At 32.2% G+C, this 20,158-nt stretch carries 15 protein-coding genes; 2 read left to right on the top strand and 13 right to left on the bottom strand.

What is annotated here, in order from left to right; genetic code table 11:
- Positions 1-12: 12 nt before the first annotated feature.
- The 5 genes from LG273_RS01495 to LG273_RS01475 form a co-directional block, all read right to left on the bottom strand.
- Positions 13-354: a hypothetical protein gene (locus tag LG273_RS01495; protein ID WP_404457198.1), complete on the bottom strand. Its 342-nt coding sequence runs from the start codon at positions 352-354 to the stop codon at positions 13-15.
- 374 nt (positions 355-728) lie between these two features.
- Complete coding sequence (locus tag LG273_RS01490) at positions 729-1,238, bottom strand: hypothetical protein (protein ID WP_404457196.1); 510 nt, start codon at positions 1,236-1,238, stop codon at positions 729-731.
- A gap of 20 nt (positions 1,239-1,258) precedes the next feature.
- Entirely contained in the window at positions 1,259-2,551 is a 1,293-nt protein-coding gene (locus LG273_RS01485) for a sensor histidine kinase (protein WP_404457194.1), read from the bottom strand.
- A gap of 158 nt (positions 2,552-2,709) precedes the next feature.
- Entirely contained in the window at positions 2,710-3,909 is a 1,200-nt protein-coding gene (locus LG273_RS01480) for a beta-ketoacyl synthase N-terminal-like domain-containing protein (protein WP_095312665.1), read from the bottom strand.
- Positions 3,910-3,929: 20 nt separating this feature from the next.
- The gene (locus tag LG273_RS01475; protein WP_404457192.1) at positions 3,930-5,231 is read right to left on the bottom strand and encodes a hypothetical protein; all 1,302 of its coding nucleotides are present in this window, start codon (positions 5,229-5,231) and stop codon (positions 3,930-3,932) included.
- Positions 5,232-6,202: 971 nt separating this feature from the next.
- Here LG273_RS01475 and LG273_RS01470 point away from each other — a divergent pair.
- Positions 6,203-7,078 carry an HD domain-containing phosphohydrolase gene (locus tag LG273_RS01470; protein WP_404457190.1) on the top strand — a complete coding sequence of 292 codons (876 nt, stop codon included), beginning with the start codon at positions 6,203-6,205 and terminating at the stop codon, positions 7,076-7,078.
- A 440-nt stretch (positions 7,079-7,518) separates the two neighbouring features.
- On the opposite strand, the gene LG273_RS01465 is transcribed toward LG273_RS01470, so the two are convergent.
- The 8 genes from LG273_RS01465 to LG273_RS01430 all read right to left on the bottom strand — a co-directional run bounded on the left by LG273_RS01465 (position 7,519) and on the right by LG273_RS01430 (position 18,890).
- Entirely contained in the window at positions 7,519-7,779 is a 261-nt protein-coding gene (locus LG273_RS01465) for a hypothetical protein (protein WP_404457188.1), read from the bottom strand.
- A gap of 222 nt (positions 7,780-8,001) precedes the next feature.
- Complete coding sequence (locus LG273_RS01460) at positions 8,002-8,631, bottom strand: hypothetical protein (protein ID WP_404457186.1); 630 nt, start codon at positions 8,629-8,631, stop codon at positions 8,002-8,004.
- 645 nt (positions 8,632-9,276) lie between these two features.
- Positions 9,277-11,028 carry a TnsD family Tn7-like transposition protein gene (locus LG273_RS01455; protein WP_404457184.1) on the bottom strand — a complete coding sequence of 584 codons (1,752 nt, stop codon included), beginning with the start codon at positions 11,026-11,028 and terminating at the stop codon, positions 9,277-9,279.
- Between the two features lie 19 nt (positions 11,029-11,047).
- The gene (locus LG273_RS01450; protein ID WP_404459452.1) at positions 11,048-12,913 is read right to left on the bottom strand and encodes a TnsD family Tn7-like transposition protein; all 1,866 of its coding nucleotides are present in this window, start codon (positions 12,911-12,913) and stop codon (positions 11,048-11,050) included.
- 32 nt (positions 12,914-12,945) lie between these two features.
- Entirely contained in the window at positions 12,946-14,598 is a 1,653-nt protein-coding gene (locus LG273_RS01445; RefSeq protein WP_404457182.1) for an ATP-binding protein, read from the bottom strand.
- Between the two features lie 46 nt (positions 14,599-14,644).
- Positions 14,645-16,831: a Mu transposase C-terminal domain-containing protein gene (locus LG273_RS01440; protein ID WP_404457180.1), complete on the bottom strand. Its 2,187-nt coding sequence runs from the start codon at positions 16,829-16,831 to the stop codon at positions 14,645-14,647.
- Positions 16,824-17,660 carry a TnsA endonuclease N-terminal domain-containing protein gene (locus tag LG273_RS01435; protein WP_404457178.1) on the bottom strand — a complete coding sequence of 279 codons (837 nt, stop codon included), beginning with the start codon at positions 17,658-17,660 and terminating at the stop codon, positions 16,824-16,826. Before LG273_RS01435 ends, LG273_RS01440 begins: the two co-directional genes overlap by 8 nt.
- Positions 17,661-18,017: 357 nt before the next feature.
- Positions 18,018-18,890: a GyrI-like domain-containing protein gene (locus tag LG273_RS01430; RefSeq protein WP_404457176.1), complete on the bottom strand. Its 873-nt coding sequence runs from the start codon at positions 18,888-18,890 to the stop codon at positions 18,018-18,020.
- A 240-nt stretch (positions 18,891-19,130) separates the two neighbouring features.
- On the opposite strand from LG273_RS01430, the gene LG273_RS01425 reads away from it, so the two are divergent.
- On the top strand, positions 19,131-20,135 hold the full coding sequence (locus tag LG273_RS01425) for a methyltransferase domain-containing protein (RefSeq protein WP_404457175.1): 1,005 nt from the start codon (positions 19,131-19,133) through the stop codon (positions 20,133-20,135).
- Positions 20,136-20,158: the final 23 nt, after the last annotated feature.

The following is a 20,158-nucleotide window of genomic DNA, read 5'->3' as shown; positions in this document are numbered from 1 at the left end:
AAAATGTTTTTTTTAAAAATCAATTGTTATTGGCAATACCAGTTTTTCTTGACCAGACTTGTAGTGACCATATAAATAATATTGGACTTGCTTTTTTTTACCTTCTTTCACTTGTTTAAAATGATCTAGCATCAACCTTAGCGGCTTTGCTATGATTGAATGATTGTATTCAGTTTTTGCGTAATACTTACATTGTGTAGCAATTTCTTCATCTATGGTCTTAATATCTACATCTTCTACCCCTTCAACTGTAATAGAATCATCTAAATCGTCTAAATTTAGTATTTTTAGTATGGAGTAATCAAATTGATAAACATATCCAAGAATTGTTTCTGTTGCAGATCTTTTACTCATTTTCATCTCCTTAAAAATTATTCAGGTGACATTTATTTTATTAATACTTACAGAGAAAATAGCACCTTAATACATTCTTCGACACTACATTATAATAATCCTTCATTAAATCGAATTATGTGTTAGGTAGTATGTGTCTACTACGTAATACAAGGTATAGATGGCTTCTTTTAGACATAAAAAAAACACCCTCTTCAACACTTATTTTACTCGTAAAGGGTGCAATTTCTTCTTGTTTTTGCTGTTTAACTCGTTAATAAAGATATCAAAAGAAGCATACTTAATTCAAAGATATTATTTTTGATTACTGATTGTTAAAGTACAATCGGCTGACCATTCCATTACTTGATAGTGCTATACCCTCCATTTTATCTTTATGACTTATCTAAGTTAAACTCTCTATTTAACAAATCATCTTTAATATCTTCCTCTGTTAACACTTTTTTTCGAGTGTCATCAATTTGTATCTTATCCAATTCCGCATCATTATTTACTGAAGATGAATCTTCTGCTACCTTTTCTAGGCCAACTAACTCCACTAAATAATCAGCTAGCTTCGTATAATCGTCTAATGGCTTAGAAAAAACTTCATCTAGTCGATCACCATATTTCTGCTCCAGTCCTAAACTGTCTGCATGGCCTGATATTAATACTTTTTTTGTGTTAATATAGTTTTCATCAATATAATCTAATATATTGTCGAAACTTTCACCAGGCATGTGATAATCTAATATAGTTACTAATACCTCGTCTTTATCTGATAGATTTTGAATATCAGTAAAGCTTTTTCCATGAACCACTTCAAAATAATTGTCTAAACAATATTTATACAATATAAACATTTGGCTTATGTCTTCTATTACCAGTACTTTTTTCTTTTTCATTTCACTCACTCCTAAATAATTTAACTATCTTTACTTATTTCAATAAACTTATTCCGGGGTAACTGTATTCTAAAATGCGTGCCTTCTGAAGTACTGTTTATGATATCTATAAATCCTCTATGTGAGAATATTACTTTACTACAAAAAGGTAACCCCAGCCCCGTCCCCTCCGTTTTAGTGCTATTATAGGGTAAAAAAACTTTATCCCAATTTTCAGGGGGGATCCCCTCTCCGGAATCATACATATCTATTATAACCTTATTATTATCATACTCTGTCACATCTAATTTTATCACTTTATTCTCTCTATCTTGAGGAGTTGCTTCTATAGCGTTTTTTATTAGATTAATTAAAGCTTGAGTGAAGTAAGTCTCATTTACATACGCATTTACTACCTTCTTATTTGAATTAATTTCCACGACTACTTCATTCTCTTGCAATTTTTTTCCCATCATCTTTTTTGCAACCTCAATACACTTTATTATATTTTCACTTTTCATCTCCATATCCATATCGTTCCTTAAAAATTCATTATAAGCATCTACTAAATTAGACAGTTGCTTGCTTGAGGCAATGACATCTTTCATCATCTTATCCGTTTGTGGTTCTAACTTTTGGATAGAAGGGATTATCTCTGAATAGCCCTTAATAATGGATAAAGAATTTTTCACTTCGTGTATCAAACTTGCAGTCATGTTTCCTATATAATCCAACTTATTTTGCCGTTGAACAACGTTTAAATATTGGTGGTTAAAATCATTATACATTTTTATAAACGATAGAAGAATTAAAATAGAATAAATTAATACAGCAATACTGCTTATTAACACCTGATAACTAGGTATAAAATTTGTCAGACCTAAAATGAAGAGCAACAAGGATGATATAACTAATGTAGTCATAAACGATCTCATTTTATTATTTTCAATACTATGGCTTACAAAAGCAAGTAATATTAGTAATAATAGCAATATGAGTAAATGTAAATTAAAGCTTAATGCTAATCTCCCATAGACTGGATAGTAATAATCCAAATTTAACTGACTATTTTCTAGTTTCTGCAAATGATCTATACCATAATGTGTCCAATTAATTCCATATACAATTCCTGTGCTTATAAACGATACGATAATTACTTTTTTATTTAAAATTAGTTTTGCTATTTTGTCCAAGATCTTGTTATTCCTAATGACAGAACTATTATATATTTCATAAGTAATATATAAAATTAAAGGAAGTGCTGCAATTGGTCCTAGCCTAAAAAATCTAAACAATAAAGTAACAATATCTTCATCTAGAGCTGGGTATACCATGTAAAGTATTGAGATATCAATTTGCCAGAAAGTGATGCATAACATGTACAAAAAGATTAAGAAAGTTAATTTACTTTTTTCATATAAATGAAACAAAGAATATCCTAACAGTATTGGGATTAAACCAATTATAAAAATAAGAATTGAAAAAATCAAAATTATTCAACCCCCGCTTTATATTTTTTAATATAAGCGATAGAATTATTTCCCCCGTAACCGTGGGAAGTAATCAAAACTTCAGAGACATCACTAGTTTTAAAACCATCAACAATATTTAATTCTTCGAATCCATGTTTATCAGTTCTCGCTGTGTATGGTATAAAGTTTCCTTTCATTCCTATTAAAGTTGCAATTAATTGAATTAACCCAGAAGCTCCAAAGGAATGTCCAACCATACCTTTAATAGATGTTATTGGAATTTTGTTACCAAATAATTTATTATGAGTATACCTTTCAATTTCATCATTAGCACGTAACCCCAGTGCTTGGCTGTTTACATAATCAGGATTTTTATTGCCTACTACTTCTTTACATAACTCATACATACTGTTACCAGTATGATCGCTCCCAAATACACCTAACCCGTCATTGTTACTTTTAACTTCATCTATTTCTGCTAAAATAGTGCCTCCTCTTCTAATCGCATCTTCTTCTTTTTCTATAACAATACTAGCTGAGCCCTCTGCAGCGACAAATCCCTTACTATTCTCACTGAATGGTATTCCGGATGCTTCAAAATCCCTGCCAAGTGGAATAGCGCGTATTTTACTAAAAGCATATATGAGGCTTGCGGTATTTGCTATATCAACTCCCCCAACTATTGCATTGTCTATCATCCCACTTCTTATATATAAAATCGCGCTTTCTAATGCCTCTAATCCTGCCGTACAACCAGTTGAAACAGTCTTGGCAATACTTTTCAAAGAGAAATGGCCATTAATAGCTGAAGCTGTACTTTGGTAATTTGTTTGTCCGCAAGCAAAGGTGGGAAAAATTTTATAGTCGCCTCGACTTGATAAAGCAATACTTGCTTCATAACCTTCTGTTCCTCCCAAAGAAGTTCCGATAAATACGCCAGTTCTCTCACTAGAGACCTCTAAACCTGACATTTCTAAAGCTTCTTCTGTTGTGTTAATCTGAACCTTTGCTACTCTAGGATATTTTTTATAGAGTTTCTCTTCTCTTTCAAATGATTTATTGTCTAAATATCCAAGTATTAATGTTTTATTCCTTGTGACTAAGTCATCTTTCATCATTTCGAGTCCGTGTCTTCCATTCCTCAATTGCTGTTCAAACTGCTTGCTGTTAGTGCTCCCCGGTACAGCCACTCCATACCCTGTTATCACTATTTTGCTCATACTTTAATCCTTCTCTCTTACTAAGTCAGTGTTTTATACAACGTCGTGAAATATTTTTGCGATTCTGCCTTTTGATCATCTATACTACTTCGCAGATTTTCTATTTTTTTAATTAGAGTCATATCCATATTTTTATTGGTTTGCGATTCAACCGCTTTATAAATAAAAGATAGATAGTTAATTAATTTATCTTCAGAACCTTTTAAGTTTTTCTGATTGTTTTCTATAAGTTTTAAAACCTTTTTATTTTCGGCACTTAAATTCTCATTATTATAATTTAATACATTAAATAATTGTTGTTGAGAAATGCTAATATATTCAGATAGGGCATCTAGTGATTCTTTTATAATCATGTACTCACTGCCGCTAACTTTTCCTGAAGATGAAAGGTTATCAGAATACTTCATATCTTCTCTTATAGCGTTTAGTTCTCTTATAGACTCATTTAAACTATGCATTACATTAGATTGCAGAGGAGAAACAAAACGCGCGATATTTTCTAAGTCTTTCTTAATTTCTGTAGAATACTCATTAGTGAAACTTTGAGTATATTTCATCATTTGATGAATATCTACTATTTTTTCTTCCATGTATTTATAATTTTCATTTAAAGTAACTGCATTATTGCTTTGCTTATAAAGGTCTGTAACTATATTTTGTTCCATTTCCGAGATGCTCTCTAATAGACTACTAAACATCACTTCTACTTGTTTTACATTCCATTTTGAATCCTTAGATAATAAATGATTTTTTAATTTATTAGTATCTAAAAATAACGATTTAATATGCGAAGTTAAGCCATCGCTTGTTGCTGTTTGTTGCTCTTCATCGCCATTCAGAGATACAGCAGTTTTTGGTTTTATGTTTACATTGTTTAGGTCTATTTTTCGAATTAATTCTTTTACATCAGATTTTATTTCTGTTAAATAGGTATTGTTTACACTAATACTATTTCTAATATCCCTTTCCTTCAATAAATCGTCTATTTTCATTTCCAAAGACTCTAGACGGTTATAAGTAGACTTCATATCTCCTTGTAGAGAATTGTAATCAAAATTGTTCTGGCTGAATTTTTTTATATCCTTCACTAAGTCATCTTGATTCTTTTCAATTTTAAAGTATTTTTGATTGATTTTAGAGTATAAATTTTCAATATTATCTTGGTGCTTTCTTACCTTTTCTACATCCGTTCCTACCATCTTTTTTTCAAAAAGTAACATTTTTTTCTCAAGCGATCTTATGAATTTCCCAATTATGAGTAATGATACGAAGAGAAGAAGTAGTAGACTTCCTATGATTAATATAAAAATACTAAATTCCACCTTTTAACCTCCCTTTATAAAAAAGTTCTTCCTATGATTTTTCTGTTTTTAGCTTAAAATTAATACCTATTCATCCAATGATATTATAAAAAATTAATACCATATATACCTATAAGGAAATCATGATGTATACCAGAATTAAACCCTTAGAGCTATACCTCGAACTCCTTTCATTAATCCAGACTACTTGGGAATTAGAAATGGGCTTTAATTGTAAGTGAGGAGTATCTACAAGCTTATGTTTGTCATTGAACGAACATTTAATTATAAATTTATAAATGGCTCTCTTCACAATAATGTTCTGTTTTATATAAGCTACGCTAAGATACACAGAAGCCAAACGTTCTAAATTGATATAATGATACCCAGATTATCATATGTGAGGAGTGAATCTTAGAAACAGTACAATCTGCTATCCGAGTAGTTGACTTTCACTCGTTATCTGAGGGACAACCTCAAGAAAATATGTAGTATATTTGAGGGAGAATAAGAATCAATCAACTATAAACTTGTAATTTTCTATAGGCATCCAAGTTTTTGAAAATGTTCTCTCGATTACTAGATTTCTTCTTGTCAACTTAATTTGATAGTCTAAAACTATATATATAATACAACCCGTCCTTACAAATAAGGAAACACAGATAATCCTCCCTTTTTATTCTTATTAATACTATTATCGGCAACTCACAGTGACTTTTTAACTAGTATATATTTATTTATAGGTAGATATCCTCCTCCGCTAAAATCAGTTAATCATAAATATGTAATTGAATAGCTTGAAAATCTCATCTATCTAACTAGATACTGTACATAGCTCGTTTGTAAATAGAGAATGCTACTCTATGGTTCTCTATGGTTCTCTACACTTCTTTATATAATGGCGAGATCCCCAACTTCTCTATTTTTAACAACACCAAGTATGTTATAATGCAAATTATTATCAACTCATTTTCATAAAGGAGCCGTTTTAAATGGTTAAATACAACTTACAGGACTTATCTTCTCAATTAGGAAAAAATGCGCTTTCTATAGAAAAATGGTTTAACGAGTTGGAAAATAAATCCAATTACTATGTCCCCGTTGAAGATGACAAAAAGGTTTTTAATGAAGAGGATTTAAAAGTTGCTACCTTTATTTCTGAAAAAAAAGAGGAAAAAATGCCGTTTAGTGAAATACTGAAGCAAGTAAATGAAAAATTCCCCCCTAGGCAAAAAGAGGATCGTGTTAACAAAGACTCTTCAACTCTGGATAAAAAAGAATTGCACAGTGGGGAAAATGATCCTGAAGCACTTTTTTACGAAATTGCTCAAGATAATGAAATCATTCAATTATACAAATATCATTCCCTAAGAGTAATGTTTCTTTCTAGCGCTTTAGCTAAGAAAGTGAACTGCTATAATGAAGATCTACGCATAGCTGCTCTGTTACATGACATAGGTAAGATGGGGGTTTCAAAAAAGATTTTAATGAAACCAGGTAAATTAACTGAACTAGAATATACTATTATACAAAGCCACTCTCACGTAGGAAATGTAATTGTAAGAAAGCACTTAGGATTAACGAACGCTGCAAGGTATATTAGAGATCATCATGAAAGATGGGACGGAACAGGGTATCCTCGTCGTTTATTAGGAGATGAAATAACTATTCAGGGGCGTATTATTTCTCTATGTGATGCTTTCGACACTATGGTGTTTGATCAACGTAACTATAAACAAAGATTAAGTTACGAGGCAGCATACGAAGAATTAGAAAGAGGTTCTTGGAAACAATTTGACGGGAATCTAGTTAAAAATTTTATAGAGGTTTTGGAAGAGATTACGATGCCAGAATATTTGATCCAATAATTGTTAAGAGCTTCCCTCCACTAAACATTATTAACCTTTATTTGCAAAAGCACACGTTGGTATTAAATAAAGGTCTTGGCGATTCGATTACTGGTATAAGCAAGGAATTACGATGGGGTTTCAAGAGTAATTCCTTGCTTATACCTGGCGGATTAGTACAGTTTATGGGCTAGAAAGTATATAAATACCGACCAGTGTGTCAGACAGCGGAATTACTGGTTTATGCATTATATTTTAACAGATAAATAAATCACCATTAGATATTCCAATACCTCTATAAAGTATCCCCTTTTTCTTTTTAGGATATAAACAAACCTGAAAAGCTTCGGTATATATACTACCTTCTGTTTAATTTAACTGTGAGAGTGAAAGATATAGCAAATGAGGATATTATTTAATGTAGTATGAAATAAGCCCCGGTAAAAGTTGCTATTTATTCTTCATTTAAGATTGGTTATTTTGACTAAAGCATTATTTAATCTAATTAATTCCTGTTCAGTCTTCTCTAGATTATTCCTTGCTTCTTTTATTGCTGTTTTAACTTGCTTTGAGTCTTTAAATTTTTCAAGTATGTTGATAGAGGTATTGTATTTCTCAATTGCTTTCTGAACTTGCCTTTTGCTGGTACATAGCTCCTTAAGAATCTCTTTTGAATCCAATTCGTGCCATCCTTCTCCCATAATAAGGGACGTTATTTCCATTAGTGCAATGGTGTTTAAATACACCTTCAAAGGGGGGCCTTATCGTAAGACCATAAACTTTACCAGTTTTCTATTCTCTTCTTTATTATATGCAAAACCTACTTATTATATAGGAGAAAACTACCGTTAAAAGCACTCTTAAGGATGGTTAATGCAAAATCCTATGAATATTAGTAATAAAGGGGAAGGAGATAATTTATTTCCTTTCTTTTCTTTTTACTCTCAAATTATAGTGCTGCTTGTTTTATCATTATCTTCAATGCAAATTGGAATGTTCGAAGTATGATTCATTGTAAATTCCTTGGAATGAGGAAAACAATATAAAAAACGGAAACTTTGCTCGTATGTACGCCCTACCAAATCATTAAATTTTATTTTAAAAGATACATTGCAAGCTCTATCATGTTTCTTACAACCTGCCGTAAAACTTATTGACTCTCCAATAAATGCATACTTTTTTTCTATATAGTGGCGTATGAAATGAGAATCATTTTGTATGCCATCTGTTTTGAAGTAGCCTCCTAATTCATCAATATTTGACATTTGCACAAGTTGTACGTTTGTTGCAGTTTCTCGTCCTACGTTTACCAAAGAAATTGGAAGTATAAGGTTCTCTTCATCAGAGATGTTTTTTATATGTATTTCTTTATCCAACAATAGATGAAAATAAGGAATTAAGGATACTCTGCTATTATTTTTAGAATAAAATTCTTGTACTTCTTGTTCTTTTTGTCTTATATTTTCCTTATAGAACTCCCATTCTCTAGTTGACCTATGATTCTTATAACTTAAATATATTCCAATACCTGATACAACAAATGCAAATAATGCAATCCAATCTGAATAACTCATAAATTACCTCCTTATTATTTAAATCTACGCTGAATAGTATATCAAAACCATATCTTTACTGATTGAGCAATTATTCTCTTTTGAAGTGATAGATACAGAATATATTATAATATAACTGGTATTTCATAAAGTTCATACAAAGTATTCCCTAACATTTTGGCAATTCAGTTACGACAAGCTCTTTTTTGGCTAGCAAGTTGGAAATGAAAAAGGTACATCGTCTCGTTGAAAGAACAAAGAAGAATAATTCAAGTGAGTCTTCCTTGTTCCTTTAAAATACTTTGATCATAATTCAGTAGCAGAATTGGTTGATACTGTATATCAAAGCGGATGATTTAGCGTTAATACGGAAGTGCTACAAGCCTAAAACTACTCAAAAATCGGATTCTCATATAAAGTTTATTAATCTAGCAATATTTCTCTTTAATTACCTGCCACAATAAATGGCTTGTCCATCTTAATTATTTGAGTCTATAGCCCTAAGGGTAGAGTTAAAACATAAGACACCTAATGCTCTCTAAGAGTTAATTATTTAATCACCCCAAGGGCGCTAATCCTCTATTTATTAATCTGTAATATTAGTAGTCACTAAAACCTTCATATAACTAAGCACAGATTGTTTGCTATAAATTTACCATTTAACCTTTATTCAACAGAATCCCTAATTATTTCTAAGGTTGCCGCAAGTTTATCCGGATTATTGTTAATTAAATTACTACTCGATATAGGAAGAGAGTCTTTTATTCTATTTTTTGTTATTTTACGGTTTGGTAAATCCTCTTTTAATTTTTGTATACAATCCAGTACTTCTACTGATATTTTTTTATCTAGTTCGTTCCAGTCTCTTTGAATACTATATCTTGATGGTAAATTTTTTTCCATCCAATCCCTTTCTTCCTTCATCAAAAATTTATATACTTCTTCTCCCACGCTATGCCTAATATCAGATCTCATAGGATTTCTTGAACGTTGCATGAATTCAAGAACCTTCTGCTTGTATTTTATTTTCTTTTCTTCTTCACTTTTATAATAATAACTTGTATTATTAACTAATTCTTGTGGTATATATTTATTTAAGGTTTTTCTGTCTACCCCTAATATTTCTGCGGTTTTTCGAATACTCCTAGTTTCTTTATATACATTTATCATTTCTTCTATTTGTTCTTGTTCAAAAAAGTTCTTGCTTTTTTTCATCTTATAATCTGGGGATAATCTAAGTAAATAACTTCTAGCAATCGGGACCTTAACATGACAATAGTCGGCTGTCTTTTCTAGAGAAAAAGTTTGTTTGTATTTTAACACCAGCTCCCTCTCCCATAATTCCCCAAAAGTGACTACTCTGTACTCATTTACTTTATTTTTAGTGTTTTTTCTATAAGTATAGCCACAATGAGAGCATTTAAAAGTACCTGTAGGATCACCCTTTTTTCTAATATTTCTTTTACATGTTGTTATAACTGGCGAGTTGTAATGTGGACAAAGATGATTGCAGCAAAACCACGGTCCTGTCCCGAAAGGAATGATTGAAGCTATATTTGGTAGTCTCTCAGTGAGAAACCTCTCCACGGAACTTTCAAAGAAAAGCATCATAAGAATATGAAGAATGGGATTTGGTTTATTGGCTTTGAAGTTTATAGTCTTTAGAAATCTATTTTTTGTTTGTAAGTACCTTTCATTGATTCCTAATAGTACTAGAAGACCATCATGATAAATCAAAAAGTCACTAAGAAACCTTTGTGTAATTAATTTACCATTTTTCGCTATGTACTCTCTGTTAAAAAAGTGAGCCATATATTTATACCACAAATAATTAACGTGTATACTATACAGCCGATTGTCAAGTGTTTTTTTTATTTCATTGAATACAGGAGTTAGTAATTCTCTCTCTCTTGTTTTTATCAGAGCATAAGGTGTTCCATCTGCATTCTCCAAAGACAAATTATGCCTATTACAATAGTCAAAATTCTTTAGTTGATGTATTCTTCTAGCGTAAACTTCTCCGTATTTATTTAAATCTTCTTCTTTACATTTGGTGCAATATCTTAAGTCTTGTGAAACTAGATCTTTTAGGAGTACACTCGCTGAGTGCTTTGAATCCTGTATAAAATAAATATCCTCCATAGCTTCGTTTTTTCTTTTGTTACTCAAGAAAGGCCATATTAAAGGTAAGTGGGTATTTTCAAATATTAATTTTTCTTTCTTATAATAATCTGGCAACCTCTCTAATAAATAGTGTAAATTTCTTGGCAATATGTTATTAGTGGAAGAACCTAAAATTTCTTGTCTTGTAAGATACTCATATTTGTTCCCGCTCCTTATATGATACCTTTTTAAAATACTACGAAAATCTTCATCTGGATATGGATCTGGGAAAAAAGGTAACTCCTCTTTTACCAATTTCTTTCCCCTCCTTCATTTATAAATTTATATCTGTATTAAAATTTTGAAACTGAGTTTCGAAATTGATTATTTCTTGAATATTTTCACTTATATCCTTCCCTAAACCAGACTCCCTAATTAACAACCAAGGTACTATATTCCCTTTTTCTTTTCTAATATTTATAGCAGCATCACGAACTCTTCTCTCTCTAAATTTATCAACGGACTCTGTTATTTCATTTAATACCTTCCTACTCCTAGGCAATTTATCTAGATTATTCTCCAGCATTGATAATTTACCAATGCCCTGTCCAATTTTTCTAAGAGTTACCCTTTGTAACGGATTTTTTTCATTCAATATATTATTGGCTTCAACTTTAATTATAGTTGTTAATTTAATATCTCTCTCTTCCCAATTAACTCTTTTAAAACCACTTTGTTTACTTTGCTTTTTTTTAGGTAAGTTATCAAAGAGCCATTCTCTATCATTTCTGTATAACCAAATATAAGTAGATGGCTTTTCTTTTCTTAATTCTGTACGTGAAAATTGTGGGTGGTTTTTTTTATGTATATCCCATTCTCTTCTATAATTTTCTTTTGTTTTTTTAATTTTCACATCCCCAACTATGCTATTTTTTTGGGGAAGGACCTTGTCACTAAATATGTTTTCTAAATGTTTCCTTGCCGTTTTTATATCTACATCTAATTCTGTAGCTATTTGAGTAAAGGAACACCCTTTTTTATACAATTCAATTAGTTTTTGATTCCATACTTCTCCAAACTCAATTATCCGGTTTCTCTTATGGCGGTCTCCTATGTTACCTTCCCCAGTTTTTCGCGTATAAACAAAACCGCAATGACAAGCAAATACACCTTTCAAAATCCTTGTTTCTTTACATTTAGTAATACTATATTCTTCAACAATGTCTTTACCGTAATGTTCAGCTGCAGGGTTTAAACAAGGAAACGGAGGATTACCAAAACCTGAACCTTTTTTAATCTCTGGGCTATGATAAGAAGAAATATCTTGTTTGAGAAAATAAAGTACTAGCAAATGCCGTAAAGGATGACAAGAAGATCGGGGTTTTCTTAATATTTTATGGAACCATGAATCCGTTAACGTATTATCCACAACACTTTCTAATTCTTCAAGCAGACTTACACCGAAACAGTTAGAAAAGTTCGGTATCAAATCCTTGAATTGAATACGAGATGACTTACTAGTAAATCCTCTCTCACAAAGTAAAGCAATGTACATTTCTCTAATCGTTTCTAACCCAACTGGGGGTATAACACTATTTAAGAGTTTAGAACTTTGTTCAGATAAGAACATTTTTATTTCATTATTAAAACTAGGTGTTTTGTCATTCTCTACCTGTACCCTTACTTCGCTAAGCGCAAAAAACCTTTGTCTACTGAATTCTGACTTGTATAAGATATTTGAATTAGTCAAATTCACACCATGAATATGACATAAAAAGACTCCAGGTAGTTGATGACTTCGGTGCCAATAAGGCTCTCCAAACTTATTTTCATCTTCCACATAACAGAATGAGCAGTATCTTAAATACTTTGGAAAAGAAATCCCCCCCGCCATTAAACCTGCACTCACTTGCACAGGGTCAACAGTCGAGTCTAACATTTTGCACTCTAGTTTTGTTGCGAGAACTTTCGTTAAAAAGGGGCGGTAATAAGGCCAAAGCGTGTTTTCATTTAATAACTGACCTGGTAAGTATTGATCTCCTATATTTAAACATAGTTCTTTAAGACTCCCAGGTAAATCTACAATCGCCACAATCGAATCTTTACCAAATAAATCCATTAACGTTCTTTTGTAACTTTTATTTCCACTTCGGATGTGGTACCTGGCAATCACACTATATAATAATTCATCTTTATAAATCGATGGGAAAAAGTTAATTATCTATGCACATCCTAGCTTCTAAATTCAGAAAACGATTTTATTATACTAGCTTCTTCTAATACATGATCAATCGGTAGCTTTTTCCTTTTGGCATTTTCCATATAGTAACGAATATCGCCTTTTTCAATAATAGGCTTAATCTTTTTAGCTTTATCTTCAATCCGTTTTCCTTCTTTTACTTCAGTAATTGACCCCTGTAAAACATACTTCGCTAATGCTCGTTGCATCTGAACCATATCTTGCATTCCCTTAGTGGATTCAATTACTTTTGATGCAATTTTGGTTGCATCTTTTGGACTAACTCCTAGATTAATTGCAGACTCAATTAATTTTTCAAAATTTCTTGGACTATTTCCTTGATTTATAACCCTTTTGTGTTCTTTCTTAATTCCTCCCACAAGGTTAATTCGCTCTCCCATTATTTTTATATAATCATTAACCTCAACCCAATTTGGCTTAATATCTTCAAATTTCGAAATCACTTCTCTATCGCCATTTCTTAGACCATTTAATATGGGTTCTGCAAATTTCATATTTTTTTTTGCAACTTTTTTTATGAGGCTAGGGGTTAATTCTTCAATATCATAAGCTATAGCGTATTGCTGTGCTTGTGTAAAAAGTCTAATTATAAAGTCTGTTATACCCATAGTTAGGTAATACATGGTATCGTTTAAATCTTTAGTTAATGGTACTTTTTTTCTTGTCCATTGAAACTTCCATAGTCTTTCCAAAAATAAGTCCCATTCTTTATCTTGAACCATAGGGTCGATAAAATCTGAACCCATACCTTCAGCCCTTCTTGCATTTGCTAATAACTTATTGAAAATTTGTGTGGCTTTATACGTTCCAACGTATATTAAAGGAATCCCAAGCTTATTAGAAAGTTCTACAAAAAAGTCAAGCATTTCTTGTCCTACTTCTCCAGGTTTCATTCTCTGTATTTCATCTATTACTAATACGCCTAATCCATGTAATGTACACACATGGGCCATAGTATCAATTAATTCTTCTTCAGTACTCCTTGGTTTTACAAACTTATTATAGTACTGCGTTTGTAAAATTTGATCCACAACTCTAAAGAAATTTTGACACAGTGCTTTCCTTCGTCCATTAAAAGGACACTCTAATTTTAGCCAGACTATTTGTTTAAGAAACCCTAACTCCCTTTCTTGGTTTTTATAATTTGAATGAACTATTACTTGCGGGTATGTTAACAATACTTTCTCGATAGCTGTGGTCTTACCTATGCCGCTTATCCCAATTATAGAGTGGGAAGTAGCAGTCGATTGATTACCTATTAAGTTCTTTCCATTCTCATCCAAATCCTCTTTCAGTATCTTCTCAATACCCACTGTGAATTGTCTTGCATAGAAAGGGGATAAAGGATTTCTCGCTACATAACCTCTTCTAATCATAATTGATACTTTGAAATGTAAATCAAAATGCACTTTAAGAGGATGCATATAATTTTTTATTTGCTCAACCATATGGAGCCTTACCTCCGGAGGCTTTTCACGATCTTTATCCCTATAAACGGGGGTATTATATAACATATTTGCTATCTCGTGTACTGAAAATATAGGAGGTAACGACTCAATGAGGGGATTTCCTATATAATCATGAATTTCTTGCTCTTTATAATTTGCTTGCTCTTGCCTTCCCATTAGGGCATAAAAAACCGAACCATTATCACTAAACTCGACCTTCAATCTATTCACCTTCTTCTTTATCCATATTAAACAATATATTAAAATAGGGATTCTCTTCTGTGTCAACTTGTTCTTCAACTGAATTATCAAAATCAACTACTTCTGCCAATTTACCAGTAGTGCTTGTTTCTAAAGTATCACTCCAATTTTCGACGTTCCTTTGATAATCCTTTTCTTTTTTTCGGTTTTCCCTAATACTTTTAGTTTTACTTAGATTACTTTGATTGGGAATTACGGATGCATTTGTCTTAGTGGTCTCTTCATCAATAACAGCCTTAATTTGACTATCTATAACCGAAGTAACTTGTCTTTGATTATTTATCTGATCCTCTCTTTTAATATGATTATGTTCGTAATACTCCATAAGATCCTCTAGTCTTGGTTGTAATTCTTCTTCGCCTTCATCAAAGAATTTATTTACTAGTTCACACCTCACAAATTTACCATTATCCTTTTGGAAGTATATTTGGTTAATAGACCTAGGATCGTATGAAATTTCAATCTTTCGGCTACCCTTTGCAGCTACTTCTTCAAACAAACCTATCTCCAGAAAGTAATTAGATGAGTAATAATTCTTATTAAAATAAACTTCTCCTCTACGCACAGATGCTTGGCCCTTAGGCATTGTTACAGTTCTAATTAAGTCTCTATCCACCTCCTTTAAGTGCCCAAATCTATTTTCAAGTCCCCACTTCCAAAGTTCAACTGGTTTGGAATTCAATTCACTTTGTATCATGTCGCCAGTTAGTGGGTAATCATTAATTAGTTTTTGATTATGTTCAAGTATAGAAAAAATGATGATTTTTTCTACGGCTTTTAAAGTCAACTTTCCATCTAACCGATAATCTCTTCCACCTCGCGCTGCAAAATCTTTATGAACTGCACCAGGTATCCAACGTTTTATTTTAGTATTTATTGTTCTAAAATGTTGTTCAACAATCCCCTTTAAGTCAGCCCGGTAGGGAGGTGTGTTTTCTATTCTTATACCTAGATTACTTACTAAATCATCTGCATTTTTACTTTCCATCTCGCCTCTATCGGCCACAATTGTCGATGGTAAATGATGAACCGGCCACTCGTCGTCTGTAATATCTATACCTAAGGTCTTACAATATTCCCTTTTATTCATTGATGTATTTTCTAGAGCCATCATTGCTCCTAGCCAAGATGGTCCTTCTAAACCTACATAAACCCCAGCGATGATACGGGAGAATACATCTTTTACAATGTAGACTATTGGCCTACCAATAATTCTATGTCGCGCTAATGAACTTACTAAGTAGACATCCGCTATTGTGGCATCTATTTCATAAATAGAGCCTGGTCCTAAAGCTCGTTTTGTTGCATTACTGGAGAGGTGACGATATTTAAGATTAAACTCCCTTCTACCATATTTTAAAATTGCTTTATCTCTGCCATTATGTTCTTTATTAAACCAATATAAAAACTGCCTATACGTAGGTACACTTTCTTTTTTAGGTAAAATTGGTGTCCTTACTCCATTTTTTATATAATATCCCTCGTGATAAAACATCCTTACCATTTGTTCATAAGCAAATTTCAAATCTGGTTTTGGCTTATTATCGTAAAACATTCTAATAGTAGACTTAAAAATTAACTTATCATCTTCTTTCACATTAACACCGATTAAGCTAACATTTTCATGGGCTACTTTAGGAGGTCTTCCGATTTTCTTATCGCTTAAAGTTTTACTCTTTCCTTTCCCACCACTATTAACATATAGCGGTAACAATGCATTCACTGTTTTCCCGCATGTCCAATACTGTTTAATCATTTTATAAACCCATTTTTTGGTTACCCCATGCTCTTCCACTATATTATTTACCAAAATACCACGAAGTTTTGGTTTGTAAATGTCAGGTTCAATTTCTAATGTTTCTTTTAGTATCTCCCAGGCTTCATCACGTCTACTACCATGTTTCTCAACAAATTCTTTACTTGGATTCAACTGTAATATATATGGTTCTTTACTAATCAATTTTGCAGCAAGAGTTTCTATGTTAATAATGATTTCCTCGTAAAGTCGAACTTGTGGAAGATATAGTGATTTTTCTCCTATCTTAATTACTACAACTTCTTTTTTATCTGGCGATACCCATAACACTCTTTCTAGATACGTTTCTTTTTCACTCCACTCTATAACTGAATTAACATAAATCTCACCCAAGGGAAGTACCTCCTTTTTCGCGCATGTTTATAAGTTCTATTTCTATGTTCCTCATTGGGTCTATTTTTTTATTAATATCTACTCCCCAATATTTATTTGCAAGCATATGTTTTACAATAAAGAGACAACTACCATCTTGAAAGCCAAATTTCGAGTCACAATCCAAAGCTATCAAAGCAAGAGGATCTTTGGACTTACGTATACTTGTTAATAAAGTAGGGGCAACTCTTTCCACCGTCCTTATATTTAACGATGGAAAATACTCTAAGTACCTTGCATTATATAACCATTCAATATTTTTTATAAAAACTTCATCCCTTTGCTTTTCCGTAACAATTCCCCAGTCTATCCCTTGCTCCTTATAAAATTGCTGTTCAATAGCAAACTTCTCTATTTCACGTTTGTTTAATTTATTCGTAGGTTTTATTTGCCTTGCAAATAGCTGATCATTGCTGGAGGACTTTGTTGATATCATAAAATCAGTTGTCATCACTATTGGCTCCTGTGTCTTTGGGTCATTAGGATGTTTTATACCTAAAGATTCTGCAATCTCTATTGTTCTTTCTAAAGGTAGCAAGGGATACTGTTCTCTGATATCTATAACAGCCTGAGACCACTCCAGTTCGTAGAGATAATGTAATTCTAATTGTGACATTAAATGATGAATTCTCCCCGTTTTCCACCCTTTATGTCTAGGTGTAATCCCTTCTGAAGGGACATCTTGTATTGTTAACCACGGCTTATAATCTTCCCCCACGCCTTGTCCTCTACCTTCCAAAGTCCACTTTTCTATTTTTTTCTTCGTTGTCCCCCTGTTTCGCTTCGCCATTCTAATCCTCCTAAAAATTTGTATTAAAAAACACTAATTATCTTAAAAACCTAATAAAAAAAGTCCGTTACAAAGAGAGCTTAGTTAAATGGAATTTTTTAACTAAAGCCCAAATTTATAACAAACATCCTTTTTAAGCTAATAGATAATTAGTGCTGGATGTAGCTTTAAAATAAAGTTTGATCAAAAATATCCTCCAAAACCTCATTTTAGAGGCAAATAAAAAGAATCCATTTTGAAAAAAGATTGATCAAAATGGATTCTCCATCAGGAAAATTTGGGTTCAGTTTTATAAAAAAGATTGATCATTTTCTACCTATCATCTTCCGCAATCGCGCCCGATTGTCGAATATCCTATTAATATTTTTCTATGATCGGTATCCATATTTCACTCTTAAATTTTGACGAGCTTGTGTCCTTATTTTCGTTCCATAGAATTTCAGGACCTTTTACTTGCTCGTAATTTGAAGAAGGGAACCACTCGGAATAAATACGTCCCCAGATATCCTGTAATGTTTCAGGAAATGGTCCCACTGATTCAAAAACAGCCCATGTTAGAGCAGGAACATCAAGTTGGGTAAAGTTATTAGGACATTCATTTGTTGTTGCAACACCAATATAATGATCAAGTTCTCCTTCTCCCTCCATTCTACCTTCTGAAAAGTTTACAGATGCACTAAGCAGTTCCACAGGTTCAACATTAGAAAGTTTTTTAAGTTTATTTATCGCTTCACTATCTAAACTTCCCCACATAGAGGCAATTTCTGGATTCACTCCGTTGAAAATAATAGGAACTCTTTTTTTAACACCAATGATGTTAAATGCCTTTCTTTTTTCAATTCGATAACTCAAAGCATCTCCTCCTTTGATGTCCAGTTGGAACGTTATACGTGGAAATGCTTTTAAAGACTCCCCACTTTTTACTTTAGAAGGATTTATACCATGTAGTTGGTAAAATGCTTTTGCAAATGAATCAGGTGAATGGTAACCGTATTTCATTGCAACATCAATTACTTTCGTATTACGATTTCCTAATTCAAGGCCTGCTAGGGTTAAACGCCTTCTCCGAATATATTCTAATAAAGTTACCCCAGATAAATAAGAAAACATCTTTTTAAAATGGTATTCCGAACTACGTGCGATGTTTGCTACTTCCGTCATATTTATTTCATTTTCAAGATTTTCTTCAATATAAGTCAGCGCTTTATTTAAATCCTTTAACAAAGCCAATTCATCACTCCCCTTCTATCTAAAATTATACCTTCTATGGGTAAAGTCACGCGACATTTCGTGTTCTATAAAAGGCTTATTTTAAATATCACTTCTTTCTTTTCTGTTAACCCGATAGAAATTGAAAATAAATTGTCGGGTTTATTTATTTTCAATTTGTTATTCTGTTCTCAGAAAGGAGGGTTTATATGGATTCTAAACACAAACATTTTAAAAAATATCAGAATCCTAATATACAATATGAGAACTTATTTTGCTACTGTATTAACAGGTCTAGAACAACTTTTAGTGGAAGAAATTAATGACAAACTGATAGAGGCACAGGTAATTAAAATAGCAAGAGGTAAAGTGTTCATAAAAACAAATTTAAATTTAGATCAATTAAAAACTTTAAAATTAGCGGACAATCTATATCAAGTGATTACCCGATTTGATGTTGGAATCCATCGTCCAGACTTACAACAATTGTACAATCAAATATATTGGCTCAATCTTAAAAAATTTCTAGGAAAAGGAAGTTTTTATGTAAATGTAAGTCGTAAAGGACAGCATACGTATAGCCGATTTGAAGCAGCACAAAAAGCAATAGAAGGGATTAAAAAAAGGTATCCACATAGAAAGATAGGCACTGCAAATCGGCATGACGTCGAATTCCGTTTGGATATTGAAGGTCATCAGGCGCTTTTTTCATTAAGGTTAACAGATGCAACCTATCGTTTTAGACAGCATCAAAGAAGTTTTACTGCTGCTTCTCTTTTGCCAACAGTTGCTCATGCAATGGTACGGCTTTCAAAACCTAAGGAAACAGATGTTTTTATTGACCCTTGTTGTGGGTCGGGCACCATCTTATCCGAGCGATTATCGTACCCTTTCACCTATGTTGGAGGTGGAGATATAGATAACAAAGCTCTGGCTGCGGCTCAAGAAAATCTCAAGAACTCTTTTGCAGAAGTAAATCAATGGGATGCCAGGGAACTAAAAATTGCGGATACGTCTATTTCAAAAATCGTAACAAATCTTCCATTTGGAAGACAAATTTCATTCGGATCTGAAACAAAGGAGATAAATCAAGCGATATTAACTGAAATATATAGAGTGCTTACACATCAAGGGACAGTCGTGATTCTTTCAGAGGGATGGAGTGAGATTTTACAGATAGCAGAAATTTTGGGTTTTTCCTTGATAGATAATTATAACTTAAGTCTTAAAGGGTTACATCCAACAATTTATGTCTTTAAAAAATAATTTTAATAAAAGGTACGTTTGAA

The organism is Oceanobacillus kapialis (assembly GCF_044790185.1).
In the GTDB taxonomy this organism is placed as follows: Bacteria; Bacillota; Bacilli; order Bacillales; family Amphibacillaceae; genus Oceanobacillus_B; species Oceanobacillus_B kapialis.
This window is presented reverse-complemented; position numbering and strand designations above follow the sequence as displayed.

What these genes read in the sequence shown, in the direction of transcription:
- LG273_RS01495 (WP_404457198.1), bottom strand. Translation starts at nt 354, where the DNA reads ATGAGTAAAAGATCTGCAACAGAAACAATTCTTGGATATGTTTATCAA.
- LG273_RS01490 (WP_404457196.1), bottom strand. Translation starts at nt 1,238, where the DNA reads ATGAAAAAGAAAAAAGTACTGGTAATAGAAGACATAAGCCAAATGTTT.
- LG273_RS01485 (WP_404457194.1), bottom strand. Translation starts at nt 2,551, where the DNA reads ATGGTATACCCAGCTCTAGATGAAGATATTGTTACTTTATTGTTTAGA.
- LG273_RS01480 (WP_095312665.1), bottom strand. Translation starts at nt 3,909, where the DNA reads ATGAGCAAAATAGTGATAACAGGGTATGGAGTGGCTGTACCGGGGAGC.
- LG273_RS01470 (WP_404457190.1), top strand. Translation starts at nt 6,203, where the DNA reads ATGGTTAAATACAACTTACAGGACTTATCTTCTCAATTAGGAAAAAAT.
- LG273_RS01465 (WP_404457188.1), bottom strand. Translation starts at nt 7,779, where the DNA reads ATGGAAATAACGTCCCTTATTATGGGAGAAGGATGGCACGAATTGGAT.
- LG273_RS01460 (WP_404457186.1), bottom strand. Translation starts at nt 8,631, where the DNA reads ATGAGTTATTCAGATTGGATTGCATTATTTGCATTTGTTGTATCAGGT.
- LG273_RS01445 (WP_404457182.1), bottom strand. Translation starts at nt 14,598, where the DNA reads ATGGGAAGGCAAGAGCAAGCAAATTATAAAGAGCAAGAAATTCATGAT.
- LG273_RS01435 (WP_404457178.1), bottom strand. Translation starts at nt 17,660, where the DNA reads ATGGCGAAGCGAAACAGGGGGACAACGAAGAAAAAAATAGAAAAGTGG.
- LG273_RS01425 (WP_404457175.1), top strand. Translation starts at nt 19,131, where the DNA reads ATGAGAACTTATTTTGCTACTGTATTAACAGGTCTAGAACAACTTTTA.